Annotated in this window: 29 protein-coding genes and 1 pseudogene; 9 read left to right on the forward strand and 21 right to left on the reverse strand. The window is 41.5% G+C overall.

Annotated elements, in window-relative coordinates:
* Positions 1 to 21: 21 nt before the first annotated feature.
* From FV185_RS06955 to FV185_RS06970, 4 genes are read right to left on the reverse strand one after another with little or no spacing between them, the layout of a single operon-like run.
* Positions 22 to 762 (reverse strand): DUF1365 domain-containing protein, encoded by a 741-nt coding sequence (locus FV185_RS06955; RefSeq protein ID WP_067495554.1) that lies wholly within the window; start codon positions 760 to 762, stop codon positions 22 to 24.
* On the reverse strand, positions 755 to 2,011 hold the full coding sequence (locus tag FV185_RS06960; RefSeq protein ID WP_067495558.1) for an NAD(P)/FAD-dependent oxidoreductase: 1,257 nt from the start codon (positions 2,009 to 2,011) through the stop codon (positions 755 to 757). The genes FV185_RS06955 and FV185_RS06960 overlap by 8 nt, the downstream gene beginning before the upstream one ends.
* Positions 2,011 to 2,541: a lipocalin family protein gene (locus FV185_RS06965; RefSeq protein ID WP_067495560.1), complete on the reverse strand. Its 531-nt coding sequence runs from the start codon at positions 2,539 to 2,541 to the stop codon at positions 2,011 to 2,013. Before FV185_RS06965 ends, FV185_RS06960 begins: the two co-directional genes overlap by 1 nt.
* A 23-nt stretch (positions 2,542 to 2,564) precedes the next feature.
* Positions 2,565 to 3,146, reverse strand: coding sequence for a TetR/AcrR family transcriptional regulator (locus FV185_RS06970; protein WP_067495562.1), 582 nt, complete (start codon positions 3,144 to 3,146; stop codon positions 2,565 to 2,567).
* Between the two features lie 183 nt (positions 3,147 to 3,329).
* Between FV185_RS06970 and FV185_RS06975 the strand changes: the two genes are divergently transcribed.
* The 3 genes from FV185_RS06975 (at position 3,330) to FV185_RS06985 (ending at position 5,327) form a co-directional block, all read left to right on the forward strand.
* Positions 3,330 to 3,977 carry a peroxiredoxin-like family protein gene (locus tag FV185_RS06975; RefSeq protein ID WP_067495564.1) on the forward strand — a complete coding sequence of 216 codons (648 nt, stop codon included), beginning with the start codon at positions 3,330 to 3,332 and terminating at the stop codon, positions 3,975 to 3,977.
* Positions 3,978 to 4,072: 95 nt separating this feature from the next.
* Positions 4,073 to 4,936 (forward strand): RNA polymerase sigma factor RpoH, encoded by an 864-nt coding sequence (gene rpoH, locus FV185_RS06980; protein WP_067495565.1) that lies wholly within the window; start codon positions 4,073 to 4,075, stop codon positions 4,934 to 4,936.
* A 1-nt stretch (position 4,937) separates the two neighbouring features.
* Positions 4,938 to 5,327 carry a dihydroneopterin aldolase gene (locus FV185_RS06985; protein WP_067495567.1) on the forward strand — a complete coding sequence of 130 codons (390 nt, stop codon included), beginning with the start codon at positions 4,938 to 4,940 and terminating at the stop codon, positions 5,325 to 5,327.
* Between the two features lies 1 nt (position 5,328).
* Here FV185_RS06985 and zapD read toward each other — a convergent pair whose 3' ends face one another.
* The 5 genes from zapD to FV185_RS07010 form a co-directional block, all read right to left on the reverse strand.
* Entirely contained in the window at positions 5,329 to 6,084 is a 756-nt protein-coding gene (zapD, locus tag FV185_RS06990; RefSeq protein WP_067495568.1) for a cell division protein ZapD, read from the reverse strand.
* A 68-nt stretch (positions 6,085 to 6,152) separates the two neighbouring features.
* Entirely contained in the window at positions 6,153 to 6,767 is a 615-nt protein-coding gene (gene coaE, locus FV185_RS06995) for a dephospho-CoA kinase (RefSeq protein ID WP_067495570.1), read from the reverse strand.
* A 14-nt stretch (positions 6,768 to 6,781) separates the two neighbouring features.
* Positions 6,782 to 7,390, reverse strand: a complete 609-nt coding sequence (locus tag FV185_RS07000; protein WP_197457817.1) for a prepilin peptidase — start codon at positions 7,388 to 7,390, stop codon at positions 6,782 to 6,784.
* A 49-nt stretch (positions 7,391 to 7,439) separates the two neighbouring features.
* On the reverse strand, positions 7,440 to 8,738 hold the full coding sequence (locus FV185_RS07005) for an HlyC/CorC family transporter (RefSeq protein WP_067495574.1): 1,299 nt from the start codon (positions 8,736 to 8,738) through the stop codon (positions 7,440 to 7,442).
* 58 nt (positions 8,739 to 8,796) lie between these two features.
* Positions 8,797 to 9,624, reverse strand: a complete 828-nt coding sequence (locus FV185_RS07010; RefSeq protein ID WP_067495576.1) for a cytochrome C assembly family protein — start codon at positions 9,622 to 9,624, stop codon at positions 8,797 to 8,799.
* Positions 9,625 to 9,666: 42 nt separating this feature from the next.
* Between FV185_RS07010 and ffh the strand changes: the two genes are divergently transcribed.
* Positions 9,667 to 11,022: a signal recognition particle protein gene (ffh, locus tag FV185_RS07015; RefSeq protein ID WP_067495579.1), complete on the forward strand. Its 1,356-nt coding sequence runs from the start codon at positions 9,667 to 9,669 to the stop codon at positions 11,020 to 11,022.
* On the opposite strand, the gene plsY is transcribed toward ffh, so the two are convergent.
* The 6 genes from plsY to rpsP are packed head-to-tail and all read right to left on the reverse strand — an operon-like array spanning position 11,019 to position 14,466.
* Entirely contained in the window at positions 11,019 to 11,618 is a 600-nt protein-coding gene (gene plsY / locus FV185_RS07020; RefSeq protein WP_067495582.1) for a glycerol-3-phosphate 1-O-acyltransferase PlsY, read from the reverse strand. The genes ffh and plsY overlap by 4 nt on opposite strands.
* Before the next feature lie 18 nt (positions 11,619 to 11,636).
* A complete protein-coding gene (xerD, locus tag FV185_RS07025; protein WP_067495584.1) occupies positions 11,637 to 12,542 on the reverse strand; it encodes a site-specific tyrosine recombinase XerD in 906 nt (301 codons plus the stop codon).
* A 3-nt stretch (positions 12,543 to 12,545) separates the two neighbouring features.
* Complete coding sequence (rplS, locus tag FV185_RS07030; RefSeq protein ID WP_067495585.1) at positions 12,546 to 12,944, reverse strand: 50S ribosomal protein L19; 399 nt, start codon at positions 12,942 to 12,944, stop codon at positions 12,546 to 12,548.
* 4 nt (positions 12,945 to 12,948) lie between these two features.
* Positions 12,949 to 13,713, reverse strand: coding sequence for a tRNA (guanosine(37)-N1)-methyltransferase TrmD (trmD, locus tag FV185_RS07035; protein ID WP_067495587.1), 765 nt, complete (start codon positions 13,711 to 13,713; stop codon positions 12,949 to 12,951).
* Complete coding sequence (gene rimM, locus FV185_RS07040; protein WP_067495589.1) at positions 13,713 to 14,195, reverse strand: ribosome maturation factor RimM; 483 nt, start codon at positions 14,193 to 14,195, stop codon at positions 13,713 to 13,715. The genes trmD and rimM overlap by 1 nt, the downstream gene beginning before the upstream one ends.
* 10 nt (positions 14,196 to 14,205) lie before the next feature.
* Complete coding sequence (rpsP, locus tag FV185_RS07045) at positions 14,206 to 14,466, reverse strand: 30S ribosomal protein S16 (RefSeq protein WP_067495592.1); 261 nt, start codon at positions 14,464 to 14,466, stop codon at positions 14,206 to 14,208.
* A gap of 353 nt (positions 14,467 to 14,819) precedes the next feature.
* On the opposite strand from rpsP, the gene FV185_RS07050 reads away from it, so the two are divergent.
* Positions 14,820 to 15,086 (forward strand): helix-turn-helix domain-containing protein, encoded by a 267-nt coding sequence (locus FV185_RS07050; protein ID WP_156474202.1) that lies wholly within the window; start codon positions 14,820 to 14,822, stop codon positions 15,084 to 15,086.
* Positions 15,087 to 15,707: 621 nt separating this feature from the next.
* On the opposite strand, the gene FV185_RS07055 is transcribed toward FV185_RS07050, so the two are convergent.
* The 5 genes and pseudogenes from FV185_RS07055 to FV185_RS09890 form a co-directional block, all read right to left on the reverse strand.
* Positions 15,708 to 16,541 (reverse strand): sulfurtransferase, encoded by an 834-nt coding sequence (locus FV185_RS07055; RefSeq protein WP_067495594.1) that lies wholly within the window; start codon positions 16,539 to 16,541, stop codon positions 15,708 to 15,710.
* A gap of 5 nt (positions 16,542 to 16,546) precedes the next feature.
* Positions 16,547 to 17,431 carry a DMT family transporter gene (locus FV185_RS07060; RefSeq protein ID WP_067495596.1) on the reverse strand — a complete coding sequence of 295 codons (885 nt, stop codon included), beginning with the start codon at positions 17,429 to 17,431 and terminating at the stop codon, positions 16,547 to 16,549.
* A 3-nt stretch (positions 17,432 to 17,434) separates the two neighbouring features.
* Complete coding sequence (locus tag FV185_RS07065; protein WP_067495598.1) at positions 17,435 to 18,538, reverse strand: aromatic ring-hydroxylating oxygenase subunit alpha; 1,104 nt, start codon at positions 18,536 to 18,538, stop codon at positions 17,435 to 17,437.
* A 293-nt stretch (positions 18,539 to 18,831) separates the two neighbouring features.
* A complete protein-coding gene (locus FV185_RS07070; RefSeq protein ID WP_067495601.1) occupies positions 18,832 to 19,233 on the reverse strand; it encodes a type II toxin-antitoxin system MqsA family antitoxin in 402 nt (133 codons plus the stop codon).
* Positions 19,234 to 19,235: 2 nt separating this feature from the next.
* Positions 19,236 to 19,532 (reverse strand): annotated as a pseudogene (locus FV185_RS09890) (type II toxin-antitoxin system MqsR family toxin).
* A 291-nt stretch (positions 19,533 to 19,823) separates the two neighbouring features.
* Here FV185_RS09890 and xseB point away from each other — a divergent pair.
* Genes xseB through folE2 form a run of 4 tightly spaced genes read left to right on the forward strand, consistent with a single transcriptional unit; the run spans position 19,824 to position 23,695 of the window.
* Positions 19,824 to 20,057, forward strand: a complete 234-nt coding sequence (gene xseB / locus FV185_RS07075; RefSeq protein WP_067495604.1) for an exodeoxyribonuclease VII small subunit — start codon at positions 19,824 to 19,826, stop codon at positions 20,055 to 20,057.
* Positions 20,038 to 20,937, forward strand: a complete 900-nt coding sequence (locus FV185_RS07080) for a polyprenyl synthetase family protein (RefSeq protein ID WP_067495607.1) — start codon at positions 20,038 to 20,040, stop codon at positions 20,935 to 20,937. Before xseB ends, FV185_RS07080 begins: the two co-directional genes overlap by 20 nt.
* 3 nt (positions 20,938 to 20,940) lie before the next feature.
* Entirely contained in the window at positions 20,941 to 22,827 is a 1,887-nt protein-coding gene (gene dxs, locus FV185_RS07085) for a 1-deoxy-D-xylulose-5-phosphate synthase (protein WP_067495610.1), read from the forward strand.
* 46 nt (positions 22,828 to 22,873) lie between these two features.
* The gene (gene folE2, locus FV185_RS07090; protein ID WP_067495973.1) at positions 22,874 to 23,695 is read left to right on the forward strand and encodes a GTP cyclohydrolase FolE2; all 822 of its coding nucleotides are present in this window, start codon (positions 22,874 to 22,876) and stop codon (positions 23,693 to 23,695) included.
* Here folE2 and FV185_RS07095 read toward each other — a convergent pair.
* A complete protein-coding gene (locus tag FV185_RS07095; protein WP_067495613.1) occupies positions 23,682 to 25,346 on the reverse strand; it encodes a glutamine--tRNA ligase/YqeY domain fusion protein in 1,665 nt (554 codons plus the stop codon). The genes folE2 and FV185_RS07095 overlap by 14 nt on opposite strands.
* Positions 25,347 to 25,559 lie beyond the last annotated feature (213 nt).

Here is a 25,559-nt window from a genome sequence, read left to right on the forward strand (position 1 = left end):
AATGAATAAACTCGATCAATTTCAAGGATGTGAGTAAAAAGGAGTTCTCTTAAGCCATAATTTGACTGCTTGCCAATAAATAGCAAACACCACTTTCCATGACATAAGCGGAAATTGTAGTAAGGTACGAATAAGGTGTTGCTGAGTAAAAGATTGCCTCTTCAAAACGAGAGTCGCATCAAATACTTTGTCTTTTTGCCAATTCTCCATATGGACAAAGAGTGATTCCTGTGGTGCTGACACACGAAACAAATAGTTCATATCCATCGGCAAAAAAGGCGATACATGAAATTCTTTTTCATGTTTAAGAATATATTTTTGACGTACTCTCTCTTCTTCGTGGATTGGAAGCATGTAGATATGTTTTTCTAACCATGGCGTATTACTCACTTCAGCAACAATTGCACATAGTTGATTATTCGTTTTGCTATATGCGTAGTATAAGCTCACAGGATTAAACCCTAAGCCCAAATAGCGCGGGTGTGTCAGTTGCCTAATTGATCCAATATTTGTCATTCCAGTACGTTCAAAAATAACTCTTTTCACTTCTTCATAGAGAGACTTACTAGGGTCTCCTAGATAATCTTGCCGTCGCCACTGCAGCCAATTGAAACGATGTGTCGATAAACACCAATGCTGAGAGACCAACTCGTCAATTTCTTGCAGATCAAAGTACATCATTGATACTTGATAGTTAAATTGATGTACCACAGGAGAGTAACGTCGATGTCTTACCCATCCTGTATAAATGGCACTATGCATGATCACGTGCCACTAACGATTTAACTGCCTCAATCGCACTCACCACACCATCTTCATGAAACCCATTAGCCCACCAAGCACCACAATAGTAGGTGTTGTTCTGTGCGTTGATCTTATGATGTTGTTGCTTAGCCCACTCACCTTGCACAGTAAACAATGGATGTTCGTAATGTACCCTTTTGATGATTTTCTGGGGATCAATTAAATGAGTGGCATTGAGCGTGACGCATAACTCACGATCAACAGCTAAGTTTTGCAATCTATTCATGTGATAAGTCAGCACTGCCTGGTGTTGGTTAGCGTGATCAATACGATAATTCCATGAAGCCCAAGTACGTTTATGACTTGGCAACAGCGACTCATCATAATGCAGAACAGCTTCATTGGCTTGATAAGGAATAGCTGACAAAACGCTTTGCTCCCATTCACTTGGTTGAGCGAGTAAAGAGAGTGCTTGCTGACTATGACAAGCTAATACCACTTTATCAAACTGCTCGGCACCCTCTTTTGTGTAAATAGTTACTTTATCGTGTTGACGATCGATCCTCATCACCGGTGTCTTTAAACGAATAGCGTTATTAAAGGGGGCGGTAATTTTTTTTACGTAAGCAAAAGATCCGCCCTGAATCACTTTCCATTGAGGTTGATCATTGACAGTTAATAAGCCGTGATTAGCAAAAAAACGCATAAAGAAACGAGCTGGAAAGCTGTACATATCCTTGATTGATGTGGACCAAATAGCTGATCCCATCGGTAAAATATAGTACTCTCTAAACCAATCGCTATAGTTAAATTTTGCCAAATACTCACCCAAGGTGAGCTCTTCAGTACTACTGTTAAGCCATACGAGAGCCTGTTGATTAAAGCGTAGTATTTCCCTTAACATGCGCCAGAATTGTAAATTAACTATATTTTTTCTTTGACTAAATAGCGTATTAAGATTTGTTCCTGCATACTCAAAGTTATCTTGTGGGCTCATCACAGAAAAACTCATGACGCTGTTTTCTGTGGGCACCTTAAGCTCTTCAAGTAATTTAACAAAATGGGGATAATTTCTATCGTTGTGAACAATAAACCCTGTATCAACAAAACAATGCTGATCGTCTCGCTCTCCCCATTGCAGCTCATGAGTATGAACGTGGCCACCTATGTAATCTTCTTTTTCAAATAGAGTGAGCTCATGTTGCTTATACAAAAGATGAGCGGCCATAAGGCCTGATATACCTGTTCCTACCACAGCAATTTTCATTATTTCGTCCAGACCTGTGGCACCATCTCAAGCTTATCTGTGTTGTATCCCCATTGTTGTATGAGATGTTTCATTTCTTGATAAGTAGAATCTGAGATGTGAGGGGTTCTTGCCATAACCCATACATAATCTCGCTTTTCTCGTCCAACAATAACTAAAGAGTAATCCGGGGCCAAATAAACTATTCGATAATCGGCCTTAATAGGCCAAATAAACTGCATATCCCATTTTGCATGACTGGCGTCTTTGATGAATGCTTTTCCTGTCATTGTCTTTTGTGGTCCTTGCGGGCCATCAACATGGTATGTAAACACTGTGCCAACGGTACCATCTTGATTGAGGTGATAGGTTTCAACTGCATTACTAATGTCTTTTTCAAGAAATGTAGGGATACTTGCAATAACGTACCAGCTACCCATGAATTTATTTAAATCAACCTGATCTACAGTAGACATAGGCGGGTGGACTGTTTGCTGGCAACCTGCAAGCATTAATAAACCACTTAACCATAAGGTTAGTTTTGACGACATGATTTTCCCTTTAACGGGCAAGATTAGACATCAAGTAATTTTAAAACTTGATTAACTACGCCTGATACTTTCGCTTGCCCTTGACTGGTTTCACTTAAAATACGAATTCCCCACATAGAGACCATTAAAGTAGTGGCCAGTTCCTTGGGAGACTGTGTTGGGGAGATTTCACCAAGAGCAATCGCTTCACTAATTGTTCTCTCAAAGAGACGTTCAACTTCACCAATGTACTTTTCAACTGCCCCCTTCACTTTAGCATCCAGTCTAGACAGTTCGATTAGTGAATTAACTAATAAACAACCATGAGGTGGAACCACACTTTGCATCTCTTCAACAAGATGCTCAAAATAACCCACCAAGGCTTTTTTGGGAGATTGTTGCGTCATGAATACTTCAGTATCGGCAATGAGTTGTCTACCGTAACTATCTATACACTCATAAAATAATTCATCTTTAGAATTGAATGTGGCGTATAAACTACCTGGTTGTAGTTTTGTGGCTTCGATAAGATCAGTCATACGAGTGGCATAAAAACCCAGGTCCCAAAACGTCTTTGCAGCCTTATTAACCACATCTTGGCGCTCAAATTGTGCGTGTCTACCCATTTTTTTATCCACTATTAAAAACAGAATGCACAGTTTAATATTTTTTTATATTAATTAACATCCTTCTCTATTAAGAGAATGAATACTCATTGTTATCAACATTAACCCATTCTAATTAATAGGTTGAATTAATAGTTAAACTCCTTTATATTTGAATTTTAATTCAAATATAAAGGAGTCACGATGAGCACCTTAAAAGATGCCTTAAATGAGTATAAGAATGCGGTAAAAAGTAAAGTACCCGCTGATGTCTGGCAAAAAATGACTGAGGCCACGCAAGCTCTTCATCAAGCTGATCTAGCAAAAAACGCATTAAAAACCGGTGCCTCATTTCCTGACTTCACCCTCAACAACCAACACGGTGTGACAAAGCGCTTTTATGACTATTTGCAATCTGGTCCAGTGATTTTAAATATCTACCGAGGTGGCTGGTGCCCATATTGCAACCTTGAAATGAAAGCTTTTCATGATATTTTGCCGGAAATTAAAGCTCGTGGCGCTCAACTTATTGGTATGTCTCCAGAGACCCCAGATCACGCCAAAGATACAGCAGCCAAAGCTGGAATTGACATCGACATTTTAAGCGATGTGGGTAATAGCGTGAGCCGCCAATTGGGGTTAGTATTTACACTGGCAGAGAACTTGAAGCCCATATACCAACAATTTGGTATTGATATTCCTGCTTTTAATGGGGACGACTCTTTCAGCCTACCCCTACCGGCAACCTATCTTATTGATAAACAAGGTAAAATTTTATACCACTTTATTGATGTAGATTACACCTTACGACAAGAACCACAGGAACTATTACCTTTAATTCCTAGCCTTTAAGTTTCCTTATTATTGGAACCCTTCACCGAATTAGCACTCTTATATTAAGAGTGCTAAAATAACTTAAATGGTTTAAATTTGTGGAGGGTTTTTTGATGAGTGAAGCTATGGTATTGCCCATCCCTGCCCTAAACTTAGCGGGCAGTCTTGAGCAATATATTCAGACTGTTTCTCGTTTTCCACTCTTATCTGCCGAAGAGGAGACAGAGTTAGGTCGTCGTTTACGCGACAGTAATGACCTCAACGCTGCTCAGCAGCTTATTTTGTCTCATTTACGCTTAGTCGTCTCCATTGCCCGTCAATACAGTGGCTATGGTTTACCTCAGGCTGATCTAATACAAGAAGGTAATGTAGGCTTAATGAAAGCCGTACGACGTTTCGATCCAGAACGCGGCGTCAGATTGGTCTCTTTCGCTATACACTGGATTAAAGCTGAAATTCATGAATACGTGTTAAAAAACTGGCGTTTAGTTAAAATCGCCACCACCAAAGCACAACGTAAATTATTTTTTGGTTTAAGAAGTTTAAAGCCAGGTTTTGGTTCATTGTCAGCCCAAGAAACCGCTGAGGTTGCTAAGCAACTTGGTGTTCGTCCAGAGGATGTCAGTGAAATGGAAATGCGTCTTAGCGGACAAGATATTTCCCTTGAACCCCAAGAGGACAGCGATGAACAATTTGCGCCTATCTCCTATCTTGCTGATGACGCTCTTGAACCTGTTGAACAAATCAGTCAACGCGAACAAGATAAACTCTCTGGCGAAGGCTTAAGTAATGCTCTAGCAGCACTTGATGAACGTAGCCGCCGTATCATTACAGCTCGCTGGTTACAAGCGGATGATAAAGAAGCTGCAACGCTACATGATTTAGCAGATGAATTTGGTGTATCTGCAGAACGCATAAGACAAATTGAACAACGCGCCATGGCGAAACTAAAAAGTTCATTAACCACTATTCACTAATATGAGTCATTATATTTGTAGTATTGTTGACGCGCATGCAACCGTACATCTTGGTGTGCATGCGTTTGAGAAAACCGGACCGCAGGACATATTGGTTAACGTCACCTTAACCATTCCTTTTTCAGTGATGCGTAAAATCAAGCATCTTAGTGACACAGTTGACTATGAGCCGATACGTGACTTTATTCAAAGCTGGTCAAAAAGAGAGCACGTGGAATTAATTGAGCACTTACTACACGATTTAGTTGATTTTTGTTTTTCAGACAGTCGTGTCGCCCACGTGGAAGCATCGATTAAAAAAACGGCTGTGTTTAGTGAAGTTGAAGCAGTAGGGATTGGTATCAACACGTCAAGAAATGACTGGCAACAACTACAAGGCGCTCGCGAATAATCTAGAAGCTACAGGTGATAAGATTGAAAGGAATATCTTCACTGTAAACAATACCTCGAGTGGTAACGCCGAGCTGCAGGAAACGAATATTTAACATATATTTATTTGCGCTAATCTCAGGCGTACAAGCATAAGACTGATCCAACTGCACACGCAGAAGTTTCGCCTCCGCCCCCACTCGGGCTTGCTGAAATGACCCTTTCACAGCAACCAGACTTTGTGTTTTACCACTGTCTTTTAACAAGGACAATTGTACTTGCATAGCGCGATAAGTGCTCTCCATCGGTTCAAGCCAAGCTAATAGTTCTTGCCGTCTTGATTGGACATCTTGCATTAACCAATAATGATAAGGTGGCGCGTCAAAATCACACAATCCACCCGGAATACTGGCGCGTTGTTTGACCGACATTAACCACTCATGATTACGCAGATGTTCACCAAACTTGCCCTTGGTCTGCTGACAATTGAATACCGCCAACTCCAGTTCAGAAATGGTTTTTTCAAGTGGTTCTTGCTCTACTTTAGGATTGTGTCGCAGGGTTAATAGTACTTGTCTTTGTCTCTCAAGAGCCATGAGTAAGTCGGACTTAATATCATCTCGAATAGTAATATCCAATATTTCAAACATGGTCATTAAGGCAGCATGATGACTGTGAGGACTATCCTGGCCTACATAAAAGTGTAGGCGGTCAAACAAACTCGTCAGCTTAAGAAGCGTACGGATTTGAGCGTTCAAGGGATAATCGTAGGTAATCACAACTGTCTCATTATTAGTATTTTATCAAGTTTCTCTTAAACTGAATCAATTAGCAAGTTGTACTCGAACTATTCTTGCGCATTAACGGCCATCTCTCGATAACGTTGATCCAGTTGTTTGACCACCGGTTCAAGTAAAGCAATGGACCCTGAGTTATCAATAACATCATCGGCAACACGCAAGCGTGTTTTTCTGTCTGTTTGCGCTGCCATTATAGCCTGTACCGCCTCCCGCGTCATACCAGGTCGCTCACTGGCTCGTTTAACTTGTGCGGATTCATCACAATCCACAACCAATACGCGCGAGATGATGGGACGATAAGTACCCACCTCAATTAATAGTGGTACCACTAAAATAATATAAGGCTCTGTTGCTTTTTCAATTGCTAGACTAACCGACTCACGAATACGACCATGCAAAATAGACTCTAATTTCTTTCTTGCTGGGGGATGATTAAATACATAATCCCTCATCGCTTGGCGGTTAAGACTACCATCATCATTAATAAACTGCTCACCAAATTTCGCTTCAATTTCAGGCATTGCCCCGCCATGTGGGCCAGTTAGCTGATGTGATATGGCATCAGTATCGACAACACACGCTCCCAAGTTGGCAAATAGTTGTGCAACGGTTGATTTACCTGACCCTATTCCTCCAGTCATCCCTATAATAAAAGGCTTCATGGTCTCTCTCTCCCTTAGTGACCTTGTTTGAATAAAATAAGTACTCCTGCAAAAGCTAAAAACGGACCGAATGGTACCGCCATTTTAAGTGTTTTTTTACGCCACCACATTAACATCAGCCCCACAACCAATCCAGCACAAGAGGCGATCAATAAAACCACAGGTAGCGCCTGCCAACCCAACCACGCGCCTAAGGCTGCCAACAATTTAAAGTCTCCATGCCCCATCCCCTGACGATCAGTCAGTAAAAAATAGAGGTGTTTGATTAACCATGGGAACACATAACCTAATACAGCACCCCATAGAGCGTCATGTAACGATACACTACCCAGGCCTAAGTCATGCACAATCAACCCCAGCCACATTAAAGGTAAGGTTATCAGATCTGGTAGTAACCACGTCTTGAGATCCATCAAGAGTAATAAACATAAACTCCAAATCAATAATACTGTGAGCCATGCCCACAGCGTGTGCCCAATAAAATAAAAATTGACTAAACTTAGCATGGCACAAGCTAACCCTACCAGCATATCACTCGTCAATGAAGAAGTTGTTGATTGTCCTTGTGGGGTTAAGTTATGGGCGTAATAGTTAGCCAAACGATGAATAAATAGACCCATCATAAAACCTATCATCCCTATTACCACTGGCGAGTAGAGAAGTGTAATCATCTCAAGACTTGGCATCCTCTGATTGTTTTGTGACGAACTGAAGAGTTTGTAGGCGTACCATTTTTACCATACGATCCTGCGTTTGAATAATTTCTACTGGATAACCGTCCAACTTCAACGCTGTGCCCGGTTCAGGAATATCTTCTAGGGTTTCTATAATGAGACCATTTAATGTTCTTGGCCCATCTAAATGAAAATGGGTATTTAACTTACGATTTAAATCACGTAAGGAACAGGCCCCATCAACAAGGTAAACACCCTCCTCTTCCTTTGTAAAAAAACTCCCTTGGTAGGGTAATTGACTACTAAATTCCCCTACAATCTCTTCTAAAATATCTTCAACTGACACTAAGCCTTGTAACTCACCATACTCATCAACAACCAAACCCATCTTACGACGATTTTCCTGGAAATTATTTAATTGCGTAAACAAAGGAGTATTCTCAGGAACAAAATAAGGCGACTCGATAATCTCTTTTATTGCCTCCACCGTAATGGATTCATTATGAATTTGATTAAACAATTTACGTACATGGAGCACCCCCAAGACTTGATCTGGATCACCATCATAGATCAGCTGCAATGTATGGTTAGACGTGGATAATTGCTGCTCGATTAAATCAAGCGGGGAAGACAAATCGATTCCTTCAATTTGATTGCGAGGAATCATGACATCTTTTACAGTGATGTCGGTTAAGTTAAATAAGTTCATCAAAATGTGATGATGTTTTTGTGGAATAAAACGACTGCCCTCCAATACCATGACCCTTAACTCTTCTAAAGTCATACTGGTGTGTAAGCTACTTGTTTTAGGTTTAAGACGTGTAATGTTTAACAATCCCTGCACAAATAAGTTAACAAACCAGACGATGGGATAGCACACACGTAATAGTGGGACCAAAATATAGCTCACATGAAAAGCAATTTTTTCGGCATAGGCGGCACCCAAAATTTTAGGCGTAATTTCAGAGAAAATAAGAATAGCCAGAGTGACTAAAATGGTACCAATGGTGAGCGCCACCTCGCCCTTACCTAACAAACGAACAGTAAGTACAGTCACAATTGCGGCGGAAGCTGCATTTATAAAATTATTACCAAGCAACAATACGCCAAGCAATCGATCAGTGTGCTCAAGAAGCTCTTGGGTTAGTTTGGCACCACGGTGCCCCTGCGCTACCCAATGCTTTAGACGAAAACGATTCAGTGCCATCATACTGGTCTCAGCCATCGAGAAAAAACCAGATAACACCAACAACACTGCTAAGACGCTAAGTAGCACCCCTATAGGGATATCATCCAAGATTTAAAATTCACTAATAAAAACAATAAGTTAGTATCTAATAGATGAGGCAGTTCTGTCAAGAACGATGTAACAGGACTTCCAGCACGAATTTACTACCCACATAAGCTAACACCAACATAACAAAGCCGGATTCAACGAAAAAAGCAGCTTTCCTACCGCGCCAACCATATTGAATGCGACCAACGAGTAACGTAGCATAAATAACCCAGGATAGAATAGAGAAAACAATTTTATGACTCATTACCAAGGGTTTGCCAAAAATATCTTCTGAAAAAAACACACCACTAATTAACGTAATCGTTAAAAAGACAAATCCAATCCATAACATTTGAAACAAAATGGCGTCCATAGCAACCAGTGAAGGCCAACGGGAAATACGCGCCAGGACTTTGCTGTGAATACGCTTTTCTAATACACGAATAAATAACGCATGAATGGTGGCAATACCAAATAAACTATAAGCCATTAAAGACACCATCACATGTACCTTAAAGGCGATACCTGTGTAGTTCACTGCTTTTTCTTGAGTAAAGATCAATGGCGCCAATACCCCAGGAATTGCCAAGAAAAGAATTACGGGGCGCAACAAACCCATTTGATGACGAAAACCAATAAGCCAATACATAGCAACTGTGGTGGCCGCAAGCAGTGACAGGCTAGGGCCAATAGAAAAATCAAGCTGATTATTCATCACAATTGTTTGATGAATCAAACGCACATGGGTGAACCAGGCTACTAACAGGAACAGTCGCGTAGACCACTCGCGGCGCTGAGCCTGTTCTGGTTTTGTTTCTGTCACATTAAAACTTAACCAATCTCTAATACCAATCATTAGATAGAGGAAAGCAGTGATAAAATAGAAACTGTATTCAGATGTAATCATACTATTAGTTTACCATTATCAGCCTCAAGGATTGTTGAGATTATGTTAGATCAGTTAACAGAACGCCTATCAGGTGTGATTAAAACGCTACGCGGCCAAGCACGCCTGACTGAAAGCAATATACAAGATGCGCTGCGCGAAGTACGGATTGCCTTGTTAGAAGCGGATGTAGCACTCCCTGTTGTTAAGCGCTTTGTCGAAGAAGTCAAAACCAAAGCGCTTGGGCAATCAGTGATAACCAGTCTCACTCCAGGACAGGCCTTCATTGGCGTGGTTCATGAAGAACTGACTAAATTGATGGGGGAAAAAAGTGAAGGATTGTCTCTGCTAGCTCAACCCCCTGCTGTGGTATTGATGGCAGGCTTGCAGGGTTCTGGTAAAACCACTTCTAGCGGTAAGCTTGCTAAATGGCTAAAAGAACAAGAAAAAAAGAAAGTGTTATTAGTGAGTTGTGACGTTTATCGCCCTGCTGCGATCGAACAATTAAAGATTTTAGCTGGCTCTTTGCAAGTGGATTTTTTTGATTCCTCGGCCAATGAATTACCTGTGGCTATTGCTGAAAAAGCATTAGATTACGCACGTCGTCACTTCTTTGATGTGTTGATTGTGGATACTGCGGGACGCCTTGCTATTGATGAGGCGATGATGACTGAAATTAAAGCTCTCCATCAGGCCCTCAGACCGATCGAAACGCTATTTGTCGTCGATGCCATGCAAGGGCAAGATGCTGTGAATACTGCTAAAGCCTTTGGTGACACATTGCCTTTAACCGGGGTGATCGTAACCAAACTCGATGGTGACGCAAGAGGTGGCGTGGCTTTATCAGTAAAAGAAGTAACACAAAAACCAATTAAATTTGTAGGGACTGGAGAAAAACTAACCGGTCTAGAGGTGTTCCATCCAGACCGTATTGCCTCACGAATTCTTGGTATGGGAGATGTGCTGTCATTAATTGAAGATGCGCAACGTCATGTGGATCAAGCAGAAGCTGAAAAACTCGCCAATAAAATTAAAAAAGGATTGGATTTTGATTTAGAAGATTTCAAGTCACAACTCATTCAAATGAAAAAAGCCGGTGGTTTAAGTGCGATGATGGACAAGTTACCAGCACAGTTAACTAAAAACATCCCTCAGCAAGGTGGCGTTGATGATAAGGCAATGAATCGTGTAGAAGGTATTATTAATAGCATGACTCAACAAGAGCGCCGTTTTCCTGGAATTATCAAAGCCTCAAGAAAAAAACGTATTGCAGCGGGAGCTGGGGTGACGGTTCAGGAAGTGAATCGTTTACTTAATCAGTTTGAGCAAATGCAAAAAATGATGAAGATGATGTCTCGTGGCGGCCTTGCTAAAATGATGCGTGGCATGAAAGGAATGATGCCTGGGTTAAGGGGTTAAGGTTTTTTAAACACGGTTTCTTGGCCGCTTAGTAGTTTACGTATATTACTGTGGTGATGAGCCAGAAGTATTAACGCCAGTAATAGAATTGTCCCTCTCTCTTCAATGGAGTGTGATAACCACACACTCAACAGTGGTCCTACGACCAGTGCGGTGAGCGCTGAAAGAGAGGAGATTCTTGAGATAAGCATGACCAACAACCAGGCAGCAAAGGTGATGAGCGCCAAGAGAGGATTTAATGCCAATAAAATGCCCAACGCTGTCGCCACCCCCTTCCCTCCTTTAAACTGGAAAAAGATAGGATAACCATGCCCTATAAATACCGCTATGGCAGCTATGTCTTCAAGCCAATAGGCTCCATGGGGAACAATAAAAGTATGGGTTAACCATACAGCAAGCCATCCTTTCAAAGCATCACCAATTAATACCAGTAACGCTGCTTTTTTATTTCCACCTCTTAACATATTGGTGGCACCAGGATTTTTAGAACCAAAAGAGCGTGGGTCAGGTAAACCCATCAAGCGACTCACTACCACTGCAAAGGCGATAGAACCCAACAAATAAGCGAACACAAGAGTAGTAATAATCAATGCCATAATGGATGCCCTTTTGCTTTATCCTCGTGGATGATGTTGTTCGTGTATTTGCCTTAATCTTTCGCGCGCCACATGTGTATAAATCTGTGTAGTTGAAATATCCGCGTGACCTAAAAGTAATTGCACTACGCGTAAATCTGCCCCATGGTTAACTAAATGCGTTGCAAAAGCATGACGCAGCGTATGCGGCGAGAGTGGCGTCATGATACCTGCTTTTTTTGCGTATTGCTTAATTAAGTACCAGAAACCTTGACGAGTCATTGGCTCTTGGCGATGGTTAATAAATAAGGTTTCATGAGGACGATGTTTCAAGAGTTGAGGACGGGCTTCATTGACATAGCGTTGACACCAATCATTGGCTTCCATCCCCATAGGAACCAAACGCTCTTTACTGCCCTTGCCAAACACACGTACCACTCCTGTATCAAAACTAACCCGAGCCAGTGTTAAGCCCACAAGTTCAGAAACTCTAAGACCGCTGGCATACAGCAACTCAAGCATAGCGCGATCCCTTAATCCCAGCTCCGTTTTCACATTAGGTGCATTTAATAACTCTTCCACTTGCGCTTCGCTGAGGGAATTGGGCAGACTGCGTGGTAGTTTGGGCGAATCAATATTAAGAGTTGGATCAGCGCTCATCACACCATCACGAACAGCACGTCGATAGTAGCGACGCAAACTTGATAGGGCTCTTGCTGATGAACGTGCTGAGCTGTGTTTAGATAAAAACAAAAAAGATAACCATGCTTCGATCTGTTCTGCTTTTACTTGATTGAGTAATACTGTGGGATGTTGATTGTCTAGCCAGTTTTGAAACTGGATCAAATCGCGACGATAACTATCTAAGGTATTTTGCGACAACCCCTCTTCAAGCCAGAGGCTATCGCAAAATTGATCAATTAGTTGACGATTAACTGTACTAATTGCTTATTCAGCTGCGTTATTTTTGGGAGCAGCTGCCGTGTTATTACGGGTTGCGAGTTTTTCGCGGATACGTGCAGATTTACCTGAACGGCTACGTAGGTAGTAAAGTTTTGCGCGACGTACATCACCGCGACGCTTTACTTCAATACTCGCAATCATAGGCGAATAGGTTTGAAAGGTTCTTTCCACACCTTCACCTGAGGATACTTTACGAACAATAAAGGAGGAGTTCAATCCACGGTTACGGATAGCAATCACAACACCTTCAAATGCCTGCACACGCTTTCTTTCACCTTCAACCACGTTAACATTAACAACAACGGTGTCACCAGGTGCAAAGTCAGGAATGTTTTTACCTAAACGCTGCATTTCTTCCTGTTCTAATTGCTGAATCAAATTCATGTTACTACTCCTTATTTAACTGTTGAGCGATAAAGCTCTCTACTATTTTTTTATCATCCCCAGAAAGAGGTTGACGGTGCAACATATCTGGGCGCTTTTGCCAGGTTTTAATTAACGCCTGCTCATGACGCCATTGCTCAATATGGGCATGGTGTCCTGATAATAATACAGGCGGTACAGCCACCCCCTCAAACACCTCTGGCCGTGTGTAATGAGGCGTATCCAACAAATTACTAACAAAGGATTCCTGTTCAACTGATCTTGCATCCCCCAACACTCCAGGGATCTGGCGCAACAGTGCATCCATTAATACTAAAGCTGGTAACTCACCACCTGAGAGCACATACTCTCCGATAGAAATTTCTTCATCCACATAACGATCAATTAATCGCTGATCAATTCCCTCATAACGTGCACTGAGTAAAATAACACCTTTACGTTGACTGAGTTCCACCGCCTTTTGGTGAGTCAACAGTGCACCCTGAGGGCTTAAAAATATAACTTTAGGTTCAGTTATATTTTGCTCAATTTGGCGTTGTTTAGCAGCATGAATAGCATCTTTCAAAGGCTCTGCCAACATCACCATTCCAGGACCCCCACCATAAGGACGATCATCAACCGTGCGATAAGGGTCGTGGGTAAAATCTCTTGGATTCCAGGTTGTTAGTTGCCACAGATCATTGTCTTTGGCACGTCCTGTTACCCCATACTTTGCAACATTCTCAACCAGATCAGGAAACAATGTGATGACATCAATTTGATAAGGCATTAGTAGTCTAACCCCCAATCCACCACAACCTGCTTTTGAGTCACGTTAACTTCAACTACAATTGGTTCAACAAAAGGAATCAGCCTCTCATTGCTACCTTGCCTTACTACTAGTAAATCTTGTGCCCCTGTTTCTAACAGTCGATCCACGCAACCTAATTCTTGACCTTGTAAATTTGTTACTTTTAAGCCAATTACATCAGTCCAATACACTTCGTCAGGATCAGGTTCAGGCAACAACTCACGCGGCATTAAGATTAACTTGCTTCTTTCAAGAGCAATGATATCTCTATCATTGATACTGTTAAAACGAGCCACCAAACCATTACCATGTACGCGACATTCAGCAACAGCCTGCTCAGCACACTGATCTTCGGTGCCTACCCACCAAGTTGTATAGTGAGTTAATGCATCAACGTCATCAGTGAAAGGGATAACATGAAAGCCTCCCTTTACGCCATACGGGGCACCAATGCGCCCCATGACAACCCACTTAGGCAGCGGCTACTCCTGACTTCGGAGCTAATTTAATTAACTTTTCAACAGCATCTGACGCTTGCGCACCATGGCTCTTCCAATAAGCAACACGAGCTAAATCAAGCCTTAAACCATCTGGAGATTCTGCACGTGATGGATTGTAAAAACCAACACGCTCAATAAATCTACCGTCACGACGATTGCGTGAATCAGCCACTACCACATTGTAGAAAGGACGATTCTTGGCGCCCCCTCTGGATAAACGAATTACAACCATATCATCACCTATTAGGTTGGTTAACTGTAACAATGAAAACCAATTAAAATTACGGAAAAGCCTTATATTATAGATAAAATCCCAAGAAAATTCAAATAGATGTGTACCACCCCATCACCAACCCACTCAACCACTCTCTATTCGACTTTAAATCAACCTATGAAATTTATATAAAATTAACTTTTTTGAGATAAGCCAGCGTAAAACAAACCACCAACACTTAATGTAAGGCAAGCAATGTTTAGTTTACAAACCAAAAAAACGTATCACGTTATATACAAAAAAGTAATTTTTTGTATATAACAGGGTACATGCCATCAAAATCAAAACCCATTTTTCCTTCTGAATAAAAAATTCTTACGCGACTTGGTGAGAGAATTAAACTTGCACGTTTACGCAGAGGTCTTTCTGGAGAAAGTGTGTCTAAACGATCCAATATATTTAAAGTAACTCTTCATCGAGCTGAAAAAGGAAATAGTGCTATTACTTTAGGTACCTATGTGAGAATATTTGCAGCACTACAATTACAAGGTGATTTTGAGTTACTAGCAAAAGACGATGAACTTGGGCGACGCCTACAAGATTTAAAACTCCCTCATCGCGGGATAAACGATGAATAGTACTTTAGAAGTGTGGCTTGATACTTTACTAACAGGACCGATACCTAAAAGTTGGTTACTTACATCATAACAGAGGCAATATCCGCTTTAAATATGATCATTCATGGCTTATAAATCCAAATAGTTTCCTCATTGATCCTTCCCTTACTTTAGACAAAGCCACTTTCCATCCAGATCCAATCCAGAGTAATTTTGGCGTTTTTCTAGACTCGTCACTTGGTCGTTGGGGCCAGTTACTGATGCAACGTACGGAAGCAATGAAGGCTAAAGACTCTAATAAAGTAGTTAAAATACTTTACGCATGGGATTATTTAATTGGGGTTCAAGACCAAACAAGGCAAGGTGCTCTTCGTTTCAAATATTGATACTTTAGATAATCGCCCATTATTGGAAAGTTGTATTTCTATTTGCGACTATTATTAACTCACAAAAAATCAAGCCTTACTAATAATTACAGAACTAAAAACAGTAATCAGTAATTGGGTAAAAGTAGCGCGCACTCTCTCTATTTCAAATGCTGAAATTGATCTCATGAGACCTGCTTTTCTCTTGCATCCACAACCCAAACATTCGTCAACTAATACTAGTTTTAGAGTATCTCTGGATCATGAATTAACTTATTCACCTCGCAACAGGTCTTGTAGGATCAGAGGCCCACTCACTCCATGAACCAGGATATAGTTTTAGTGAGTGCTCTAGCCCCGCATAACTCATAGCTAACCAATTATGGCAGGCACTTACCCCCGAACCACACTGATGAATAATAGATTGCTGTGGATAGGCAGAGAGTAATCTTGTAAATTCGTTTTTAATTTGAGATGCAGTTTTAAACAATCCCTCTTTGTCTAAATTATTTACAAAAGGACGATTAATGGCTCCAGGAATATGTCCTGCAACAGGATCAATGGTTTCATTTTCTCCTCTAAAGCGATCATTAGCTCTGGCATCAATAATGAGATACTCTTTGCTCTCTAAATTCTCTTTAATTTCATCAACCTGTAAAACCCACCCTTCTCTGGGTTGACCGATAAAGTTTCCTGGTGCAACCTCAGGTTCAATGCTAGTCAATGGACCGCCTATTTTTTTCCAAGCTTGGAGACCGCCATTTAACACAGCCACCTTATCAAAACCAAGCCATTTAAGACTCCACCATAAGCGACTAGCGAAACATCCACCCATATCATCATAGACTACAACTTGAGAATCGTGATTGATACCAAGGCGTTGGAAGACTGTGATTAATTGTTCTGGGCGAGCTAAAGGATGACGTCCATTAAAGCCAGTTTTGGCAGCAGACAAATCGTTATCTAAATGAACAAAGCGGGCACCAGGAAGGTGATTCTCCACATACTGCTCATACCCCCAATTGGACTGCAATAAATTATAACGACAGTCCACAATAAGCCAATCATCTAAATGATTAATTAATTCCTCTGCATTTAATAAAGGACTCATCACTATCACTCCATTGAACGTTGATTGGTTATCCAGCTTGCCATAATGCCTGATACAATAACAATGACAACACCTAACCATGCGCTGGTACTTAACCACTCTCTGAAAAACACAATACCCATTACTGCTGAAAACACGATGGTTGCATACGCTAAATTAGCAACTAACAATGTTTTACCCAAACGATATGCGCGCGTCATGGTTAGTTGTCCAATTGTAGCCGCGAATCCTACCCCAATGAGAATACCGATATGTTGTTTGGCGATAGAAAAAGGTTGGGGACTCACGACACCCACAGGAAAAAACATAATTACTGCCATCACAAGAGTTGATAGCGCAGAAAAATAAAATACCACACGCCATTCAGGTTCTCCCTTTTGCCCCATGATGCGTACAACTAAATATGAGATTCCTGCACCAAGACCTGATAGCAACCCCATGAGTGCAGCAAACCATTGGCTGTCATTCACATGGGGCTTCAAAATCAACATCACTCCTACAAATCCTACGAGTAAGGCAATAAATAAAAAAGGATTTAATTTTTCTCGTGCGATGAATGTTAACAATACGGCTAAAAATAAAGGGGAGGTGTAATTTAAGGTAATAGCTGTAGCCAAGGGCAAATGAGAAATAGCGTAAAAAAAGAGCCACAGAGACACCAAGCCAGAAAAACTTCTAATAACATGGAGATACCAATATGACGTCATGAGCGAGCGTTTTTCTGCAATAACTGATGCACCGATAATCATGAAGCCAAATATAGATCGGTAAAAAACCAATTCAGCAGAACTAAAGTAGTGGGCACCAAATTTAACCAACAGCCCCATACAAGAAAAACTCACCCCCGCCACTAACATCCATCCAGCACCAAGACGGGGGAATAGTTTCATTGATTAATCTAGATGAGGAGAAACATGACGTCGAATAAACTCATGGAAATGTTGCATACCGTCTTCCATCGGGGATTGATAGGGTCCAGCATCATCCAAGCCACGCGCAACAAGTGCTTTACGTCCCTCAGACATGCGCATACAAATTTCATCATCCTCAAGAGCGGTTTCTAGATAGGCCTGTTGTTGCGCTTCAACAAACTCACGCTCAAACATAACGATCTCTTCTGGATAATAAAACTCAATAATATTGCTACACTTATCGGGACCATCAGGCCAGACAGTACTAACCACTAATACATTGGGATACCACTCGACCATGATATTAGGATAAATCACCATCCAAATTGCACCATAAGGGGGGTCTTGGTTATCGTTATAACGACGCACCACATCATGCCATGATTTATAAATATCACTACCTGGTTTTAGTAAGTGATCTTTAACACCTACCGTTTGAACGCTGTACCAATCTCCATATTGCCATTTCAATTGATCGCAATTTACAAAACCAGACAAACCAGGATGAAACGGCACCACATGATAATCTTCGAGGTACACCTCAATAAACGTTTTCCAATTAAAATCATGATGTGCAGTTTTAATAGAATCTAACACGTAGCCATCAAAATTGAGGTCTTTGGTAACCAAACACTCTTTCAGTTCATGAGCAACATCAAAGCCATCAAATAACAAACCATTCCAAGCGTTTAATGGTGCACGATCGAGATTCAAGCACGGTTTTCCTGGAAAATGAGGAGCGCCAGCTAATTGCCCTTTTAAGTCGTAAGTCCAACGATGTAAGGGACAAACAATATTCTGAGAATTACCACGTCCTTTGAGCATAATAGCTTGTCGATGACGACAAACGTTAGATAACAACTCAATACCTTGACCATGATTGACCAATAACTGGCCATCATGACGCCAAGGTAAGACATAATAATCACCTTGATTAGGAACTAATAGTTCATGACCCACATAGCGCGGTCCATGGGCAAAAATCGTATTTGCTTCAATCTGAGCCACCAACGGGTCAGAATACCAACGTACAGGCAATTGAGACGTGGCAGAAGCAAGTTCAATAACTGATCCCAATTTAGACATAGCCACACCCTCCCGGGAAACAAAGAATGCAGAGTTAATAAAAACACCTATTACTCTTTAAAAATCAAAGAGTAGCCGGCTATTCTAACCCCCCCCGCTAAATCAGGCAAGCAGCATTTATGACTATGTCAACGGAGATAGAAGGAATTTTCTGGATGGGTTTTTTGATATACCAAATTACTCGCTATGACAAAAGCAGAAATTTATACCGCTTTACTATTAATGCAAAAAACCAACAAAAGAAGCATCGGCCTCTGACCAATATGCTATGCAGCTAGCTAGCTTAATGGTGGTCATACTTCCTTAATCTCATCCAACAGATCAGGATGTCGATCCAATACTTTGAGTAACTGAACCAAAGCCAATGGCGGTTTCGTTTTCCCGTTCTCATACCTTGAGAACGCATTAATACCACCACCAAAAATCTCAGCCGCTTCACGCTGATCTAAACGTAATTTTTTTCGTATCTGTGTAATAAAGATGGGGTCGACATAAGCTGCATTAACTTCTTTGTTGAATTGCATCATCAATTCACTGATACGCGTTGATTCAGCTGCATTTAAAACCATTTCATCGCAAGCAGGGCAAAAATCACCTGTCACCGCCTCGATGACAGTGGACGAACCCTTGTAAGTGTAAGTTACGTTGCGAGTGTCTGGGATCAATTCCGCTACACCACAAACAGGACATTTCATATTCACAGCTCCTTAAACGAAAAGATCAACACGTCATCAATAACCGTTAGCTTGAGGTACACTTCATCAGCCCGAGTACAAGGGCGCTAGACGTCCTGCCACACTGTATGATCGACGTGAGTAGTCATACTCTTATAAAAATCAGCTGTCGTGAGCGTAGTTACCACGTTCAGCATTTCTATGAAACCAACCCCCATTTACGCTGCGCCCTGCATAGCAGAATAGGTCGCACGAACTTTACCCGACTCCACTAACGCCTTAATCACTGACAACTTACAATGTGGGGTGTGTTTTTCCATAGCTAAATACTAACCTAGTTGGTTTTTTTAGCAAGTAGGTTAATTGATAGACGACATAAAGTGGATAGCATTTATGGTATTAAGAGTAGCTCAAAAGGCTCCCACTAAATACCGTATAAAAAAATACTGTTATCAAACAGCTCCTTTGACGACAACTCTTCTTTTTAAACATAATTATTGTGGTTTTAAGGAATGGTTTTTATGCATGCTATTAAAGTGGCCAATATAAGGCAACTAGACTATCATTTTAATTATTAACCAAATCTTTCTCATTCTAAGAAGTAATAAGTCATGGCTAAAAAACCAGAAGAGTTAACTTATGAGGCGGCTATTAAAGAACTTGAGACGCTACTTACACAACTAGAGGGTGGGCAACTTCCTCTTGAGGAAGCCATTGAAACCTATCGCCGAGGTTCTGAACTGATTCGCTTTTGCCAAGAGCAATTAAAAGAGGCCGAACAAAAAATTCAAATCTTAACCAATGGTGAACTCACAGAGTTTGACAATGGACCAACCAGCTCTTAATTTTAATAATTGGTCAACGCAGTGTATTGAGCGCGTTAATCAATTTCTAGAAAAACATCTTCCTGGTGCAGACCTTGAACCTGCCATACTTCATCAAGCGATGCGTTATGCAGCATTAAGTCCCGGCAAACGAATTCGTCCTTTATTGTGTTTTGCGAGCGGACACATCACGGGCGCAAACTTTGACAACCTCAGTCTCGCATCGGCTGCTATTGAGTTGATTCACGCTTACTCTTTGGTACACGATGACTTACCGGCGATGGATAACGATGTATTAAGACGCGGGCAGCCCACTTGTCATGTTAAGTTTGGAGAAGCCATTGCTCTATTAGCAGGTGATACACTACAAACCTTGGCTTTTGAATGGCTCAGTGAAGACAGCCAACTCAACGCCTCACAACAGTTACAACTCATTCAACAACTAGCACGAGCCTCTGGTTCATTAGGAATGGGGGGTGGACAGGCCATTGATCTGACACACGTTAATCAAAGTATGGATTTAGGTTTATTAGAAAAAATGCATCAAATGAAAACAGGTGCTTTAATAGAAGCCTCTATTTTAATGGGTGCTTACTGTGGGCAAGCACTTACTCCCAACACGGAAAACATATTAAAAACCATCGGTAGACATTTAGGGTTAATTTTCCAAATAAAAGACGATCTACTTGATGCGCAAAGCGATTCAGCCACTCTGGGCAAAACAGCAGGCAAGGATGCTGCTCGCAACAAACCAACATATGTGAGTATAATGGGTATGAATGAAGCGCAGCGTTTACTAGAGCGCTTAGCTGATGAAACCTTTTTATTAATTGAGCAATTGGGTGATTCTGCTTACTATCTAATGCAATTGAGTCAATTATTTGTTCATCGCCAACACTAACTCATGACTACTTTTTCTCCTACACCGCTACTTGATACCATTAATTGGCCCAACCAATTACGTGAGCTTGGGCGCGAACAACTAGGGCAATTAGCCACCGAGTTAAGACAATTTATTTTAGAATCTGTGGCATCAACTGGTGGTCATTTATCAAGTAACCTTGGCACCATCGAACTGACTGTGGCTCTTCATTGGGTCTTTAATACACCTGATGATCGACTGATTTGGGATGTAGGTCATCAAACTTACGCCCATAAGATCCTTACTGGTCGGCGTGAGGGTATGAAACAGTTACGCATGAAAGACGGTCTATCAGGCTTTCCAAAGCGCAGTGAAAGCGACTACGACGCCTTTGGTACGGCACACTCTAGCACCTCAATTAGTGCAGCCCTTGGTATGGCCACAGCCTTTAAGCAACTTGGCTTATCAAGAAAAGTCATCGCCGTCATCGGTGATGGGGCAATGACTGGCGGCATGGCCTTTGAAGCCATGAATAATGCTCGCAACACAGGTTCTGATCTGATTGTGATACTCAATGACAATGAAATGTCTATTTCACGTCCTGTGGGTGCATTAAGTAATTATTTGGCTCGCATCATGTCCGGACGCGTTTATAACAGCGTCAGAAAACAAGGTGAAAAAGTACTAGGGGTTGCCCCTCCCATTTTGGAAATTGCCAAACGCTGGGAAGAGCACTTTAAGGGGTTTGTTAACCCACCAGCCACACTCTTTGAGGAATTTGGCTTTAATTATATCGGCCCTATTGATGGTCATGATCTGGATACATTGGTATCCACATTAAATAATGTAAAACGACTCTCTGGACCACAGTTTTTACATATCGTCACCAAAAAAGGGAAAGGTTACGACAAAGCGGAGCTCGATCCCATTCTCTACCATGGTGTCACCCCCTTTGATCCAGCAATAGGAATTATCCCCAAACCCATTAGCAAACCTACTTATACCCACATTTTTGGTGAGTGGCTATGTGACATGGCTGAACAGGATAGTAAACTGGTTGGGATTACCCCAGCCATGTGTGAAGGATCAGGGTTAGTTGAGTTTTCTAAACGCTATCCTGATCGTTACTTTGACGTGGGTATTGCAGAACAGCATGCGCTCACTTTCGCTGCTGGCCTTGCTGCTGAAGGATTAAAACCAGTAGTAGCAATTTACTCCACCTTCTTACAACGTGCATATGATCAACTTATTCATGACATTGCCTTACAAAATCTACCCGTGATGTTTGCGATTGATAGAGCAGGACTTGTGGGGGCAGACGGAGCAACACACTGTGGTAGCTTTGATCTTAGCTTCTTACGCTGCCTGCCGAACATGCTCATCATGGCTCCCGCCGATGAAAATGAATGTCGTTTAATGCTTACCACCGCCTATCATTGGCAAGGTCCTGCCGCCGTTCGCTACCCAAGAGGGAACGGACCGGGCACTCATGTTGTCAAAGAGTTACGAGTGTTGGAAGTGGGTCTAGGAGAAGTTCGTCGTCAAGGCAAAAATGTGGCGATCTTAGCCTTTGGATCAGTGGTTAATGCAGCACTCGAAGCTGGTCAAGAACTTAATGCAACTGTAGTAAATATGCGCTTCATCAAGCCATTAGACGAACAATTAATCGTTGATATGGCGCTAAATCATCAACTTTTAGTCACCGTGGAAGAAAATGTGGTTCAAGGCGGTGCTGGAAGTGCGGTGGCTGAGGTTTTGGCTAAACATGGTTTAACTATGCCATTACTGCAACTTGGCTTACCTGATCGTTGGATCGACCAAGGAGACCCTAAACTTCTCATTCAAGAAGTTGGGCTTGATAGCGTAGGGCTACGGCACGCCATTGAGGCTAGGCTGTCTTCACTACAACTACGACGAAGTGGAACTTAATATGGGAACCCCCCCTCTTAATTCCTCACGTCCACATGGAGAGACTATGAACGCCCCTGAAAATTTGACTATTCCTGATATTCAATCAACGGAAGACACACGCCAAATTGCAATTGATCGCGTTGGAATTAAAGGTATTCGTCACCCCATCAGAGTATCTGATCGTGAATTAGGTGATGCGCAAAATACAATTGCCTCTTTTAATATGTACGTGCATTTACCACAGCATTTTAAAGGAACGCATATGTCTCGTTTCGTGGAAATTTTAAATCGCGAAGGCAGAGAAATTTCTGTTACCTCCTTTGGCACCATGTTACAAGAAATGGTGGAGCGTCTTGATGCAAAAGCAGGGCATATAGAAATGCAATTCCCCTACTTTGTAAATAAATCCGCACCTGTATCAGGCGTTCGTTCATTGATTGACTATGATGTGACTTTTATTGGTGAAATTAAAGAGGGTAATGTAACCTTTACCATGAAGGTATTGGTTCCTGTAACATCCCTTTGCCCATGTTCTAAAGAGATTTCTGAATATGGCGCACATAACCAACGCTCACATGTAACCATCACGGCGCGCTTGAATCGCTTTATGTGGATTGAGGAAGTCATTCGTATTGCTGAAGAGTCTGCTTCATGCGAACTATTTGGTTTACTCAAACGTCCTGATGAGAAATGGGTTACCGAACGCGCTTACGATAACCCTAAATTTGTGGAAGATATGGTGCGTGATATTGCACACCGTCTCAACCAAGAAGAGAGAATTGATTACTACGTTGTTGAATCAGAAAACTTTGAATCTATTCACAATCATTCTGCCTACGCACTCATAGAAAGAGACAAGATCAAAAACCCTGTCACTTCCCTTTAGTGGTATTCCATGAATCACGCAACGTCACAGCCCGGTTAAATACCGGGCTTGTTGTTTTACTGTCTACTTCATCCACACAAAAGTAGCCGTTACGTTCAAACTGAAAAGACTCTCTGTTTTCTGCTGTCAGTAATGCAGGCTCAATCAAGGCATCTTTTAATACAATAAGAGAATCATGATTCAGCGCTTGTTGATAATCATCTAAAGCGCCGGGATTTGGATCTTTAAACAAACGATCAAAAAGTCGTATTTCAGCTCTCACCGCCTCTGTGCTTGATAGCCAATGAATATTCCCCTTCACTTTTACCGAATCCGCTCCAGGAGTACCACTCTTCGTATCTGGCAGATAGTCAGCATGAATCACTGTGACTTCCCCTGTCGTAGGGTCCGTATCAAATGAAGTACAACGAATCACATAGGCATAACGTAAACGCACTTCGGCACCAGGAAACAATCTAAAAAAGCCTTTCACAGGTTCAGTCATAAAATCATCACGCTCAACAAATAATTCACGTGTGAAATGGAGTTCTCTATGCCCCCATTCAGGGTGATGAGGGTGGTTTGGCGCTGTACATACTTCACTCTGCCCTTCTGGATAATTATCTATAATTAATTTAACGGGTTTAAGTATAGCCACACGTCGTGGTGCGTTGTCATTTAAATCTTCACGCAAGCAATCTTCCAGTACTGTGACATCAATAAGACTGTCTGCTTTTGATACACCGATACGTTCACAAAAAAGACGTATTGACTGTGGGGTATAGCCACGACGTCTTAGCCCCACTAGGGTAGGCATACGCGGATCATTCCAACCAGAAACATGTCCTTGAGTAACCAGATCTAGTAATTTACGTTTACTCATCATGGTGTATGTCATGTTAAGACGAGAGAATTCATACTGATGAGGCTGTGAGGGCACGTCTGTATGCTCAACTACCCAATTGTAGAGTGGGCGATGATCTTCGAATTCTAAGGTACAAATGGAATGGGTAATGGATTCCAAGGCGTCTGAAATAGCATGAGCATAATCGTACATGGGATAAATACACCATTTGTTACCTGTGCGCCAATGGCTCACATGGCGAATACGATAAATGATGGGATCACGTAAATTCATATTGGCTGAGGCCATATCAATTTTTAAGCGAAGTACATGCTCCCCATCTTGATATTGACCCTCACGCATGGCGCGAAATAAAGTGAGGTTATCGATTACTGATCTGTCACGATAGGGGCTATTGGTTCCTGGAGTGGTTAACGTCCCTCTGTATTCTCTAATTTTCTCAAAAGGAAGGCTATCCACATAAGCCAGCCCTCGTTCAATCAATGACTCTGCATAACGATAACAGTGTTCAAAATAATCTGAGGCATAATATAAATGTGCCCCCCAATCAAAGCCTAACCAACGCACTGTATCAATAATTGAGTCCACGTATTCGGTGTCTTCTTTGGCTGGGTTGGTATCGTCAAAACGTAAATGACACTGTCCTTCAAAGTCTCTAGCGAGCCCAAAATTCAAACAAATAGACTTTGCGTGACCGATATGTAAGTAACCATTGGGTTCAGGAGGAAAGCGCGTGGCAACACGACCCGAGGTTTGGTTACGCTCTAAGTCTTGCTCGATAATTTGACGAATAAAATTGGTGGACATGGCTCATCAATAAAAAAGTAAGAATACTGTTAGTTTAAGGGGTAGCGTTGATTCTCTCAAGGTAGAAACAAGCAAAATATGTATCAATTCATATTTTGTACACCTTAAAAGAAGTAAATCACTAACATTTAAATACACAAAAATGAGGTAAGTTTAATTTATACTTTTACAAGTATGAATCAGGTTCTATTAAAATAGATCGTTCAACGATTA

Source organism: Ferrovum sp. PN-J185 (genome assembly GCF_001581925.1).
GTDB lineage: Bacteria > Pseudomonadota > Gammaproteobacteria > Burkholderiales > Ferrovaceae > PN-J185.

What these genes read in the sequence shown, in the direction of transcription:
- FV185_RS06960 (WP_067495558.1), bottom strand. Translation starts at nt 2,011, where the DNA reads ATGAAAATTGCTGTGGTAGGAACAGGTATATCAGGCCTTATGGCCGCT.
- FV185_RS06985 (WP_067495567.1), top strand. Translation starts at nt 4,938, where the DNA reads ATGAGTCATTATATTTGTAGTATTGTTGACGCGCATGCAACCGTACAT.
- dxs (WP_067495610.1), top strand. Translation starts at nt 20,941, where the DNA reads ATGACTACTTTTTCTCCTACACCGCTACTTGATACCATTAATTGGCCC.
- FV185_RS06965 (WP_067495560.1), bottom strand. Translation starts at nt 2,541, where the DNA reads ATGTCGTCAAAACTAACCTTATGGTTAAGTGGTTTATTAATGCTTGCA.
- rimM (WP_067495589.1), bottom strand. Translation starts at nt 14,195, where the DNA reads ATGGGGCGCATTGGTGCCCCGTATGGCGTAAAGGGAGGCTTTCATGTT.
- FV185_RS07070 (WP_067495601.1), bottom strand. Translation starts at nt 19,233, where the DNA reads ATGAAATGTCCTGTTTGTGGTGTAGCGGAATTGATCCCAGACACTCGC.
- FV185_RS07095 (WP_067495613.1), bottom strand. Translation starts at nt 25,346, where the DNA reads ATGTCCACCAATTTTATTCGTCAAATTATCGAGCAAGACTTAGAGCGT.
- FV185_RS07060 (WP_067495596.1), bottom strand. Translation starts at nt 17,431, where the DNA reads ATGAAACTATTCCCCCGTCTTGGTGCTGGATGGATGTTAGTGGCGGGG.
- FV185_RS07080 (WP_067495607.1), top strand. Translation starts at nt 20,038, where the DNA reads ATGGACCAACCAGCTCTTAATTTTAATAATTGGTCAACGCAGTGTATT.
- rpsP (WP_067495592.1), bottom strand. Translation starts at nt 14,466, where the DNA reads ATGGTTGTAATTCGTTTATCCAGAGGGGGCGCCAAGAATCGTCCTTTC.
- rpoH (WP_067495565.1), top strand. Translation starts at nt 4,073, where the DNA reads ATGAGTGAAGCTATGGTATTGCCCATCCCTGCCCTAAACTTAGCGGGC.
- xseB (WP_067495604.1), top strand. Translation starts at nt 19,824, where the DNA reads ATGGCTAAAAAACCAGAAGAGTTAACTTATGAGGCGGCTATTAAAGAA.
- FV185_RS07010 (WP_067495576.1), bottom strand. Translation starts at nt 9,624, where the DNA reads ATGATTACATCTGAATACAGTTTCTATTTTATCACTGCTTTCCTCTAT.
- FV185_RS07055 (WP_067495594.1), bottom strand. Translation starts at nt 16,541, where the DNA reads ATGAGTCCTTTATTAAATGCAGAGGAATTAATTAATCATTTAGATGAT.
- FV185_RS06955 (WP_067495554.1), bottom strand. Translation starts at nt 762, where the DNA reads ATGCATAGTGCCATTTATACAGGATGGGTAAGACATCGACGTTACTCT.
- rplS (WP_067495585.1), bottom strand. Translation starts at nt 12,944, where the DNA reads ATGAATTTGATTCAGCAATTAGAACAGGAAGAAATGCAGCGTTTAGGT.
- FV185_RS07000 (WP_197457817.1), bottom strand. Translation starts at nt 7,390, where the DNA reads ATGATGGGTCTATTTATTCATCGTTTGGCTAACTATTACGCCCATAAC.
- trmD (WP_067495587.1), bottom strand. Translation starts at nt 13,713, where the DNA reads ATGCCTTATCAAATTGATGTCATCACATTGTTTCCTGATCTGGTTGAG.
- FV185_RS06975 (WP_067495564.1), top strand. Translation starts at nt 3,330, where the DNA reads ATGAGCACCTTAAAAGATGCCTTAAATGAGTATAAGAATGCGGTAAAA.
- folE2 (WP_067495973.1), top strand. Translation starts at nt 22,874, where the DNA reads ATGAACGCCCCTGAAAATTTGACTATTCCTGATATTCAATCAACGGAA.
- FV185_RS07065 (WP_067495598.1), bottom strand. Translation starts at nt 18,538, where the DNA reads ATGTCTAAATTGGGATCAGTTATTGAACTTGCTTCTGCCACGTCTCAA.
- plsY (WP_067495582.1), bottom strand. Translation starts at nt 11,618, where the DNA reads ATGGCATTGATTATTACTACTCTTGTGTTCGCTTATTTGTTGGGTTCT.
- FV185_RS06970 (WP_067495562.1), bottom strand. Translation starts at nt 3,146, where the DNA reads ATGGGTAGACACGCACAATTTGAGCGCCAAGATGTGGTTAATAAGGCT.
- coaE (WP_067495570.1), bottom strand. Translation starts at nt 6,767, where the DNA reads ATGAAGCCTTTTATTATAGGGATGACTGGAGGAATAGGGTCAGGTAAA.
- ffh (WP_067495579.1), top strand. Translation starts at nt 9,667, where the DNA reads ATGTTAGATCAGTTAACAGAACGCCTATCAGGTGTGATTAAAACGCTA.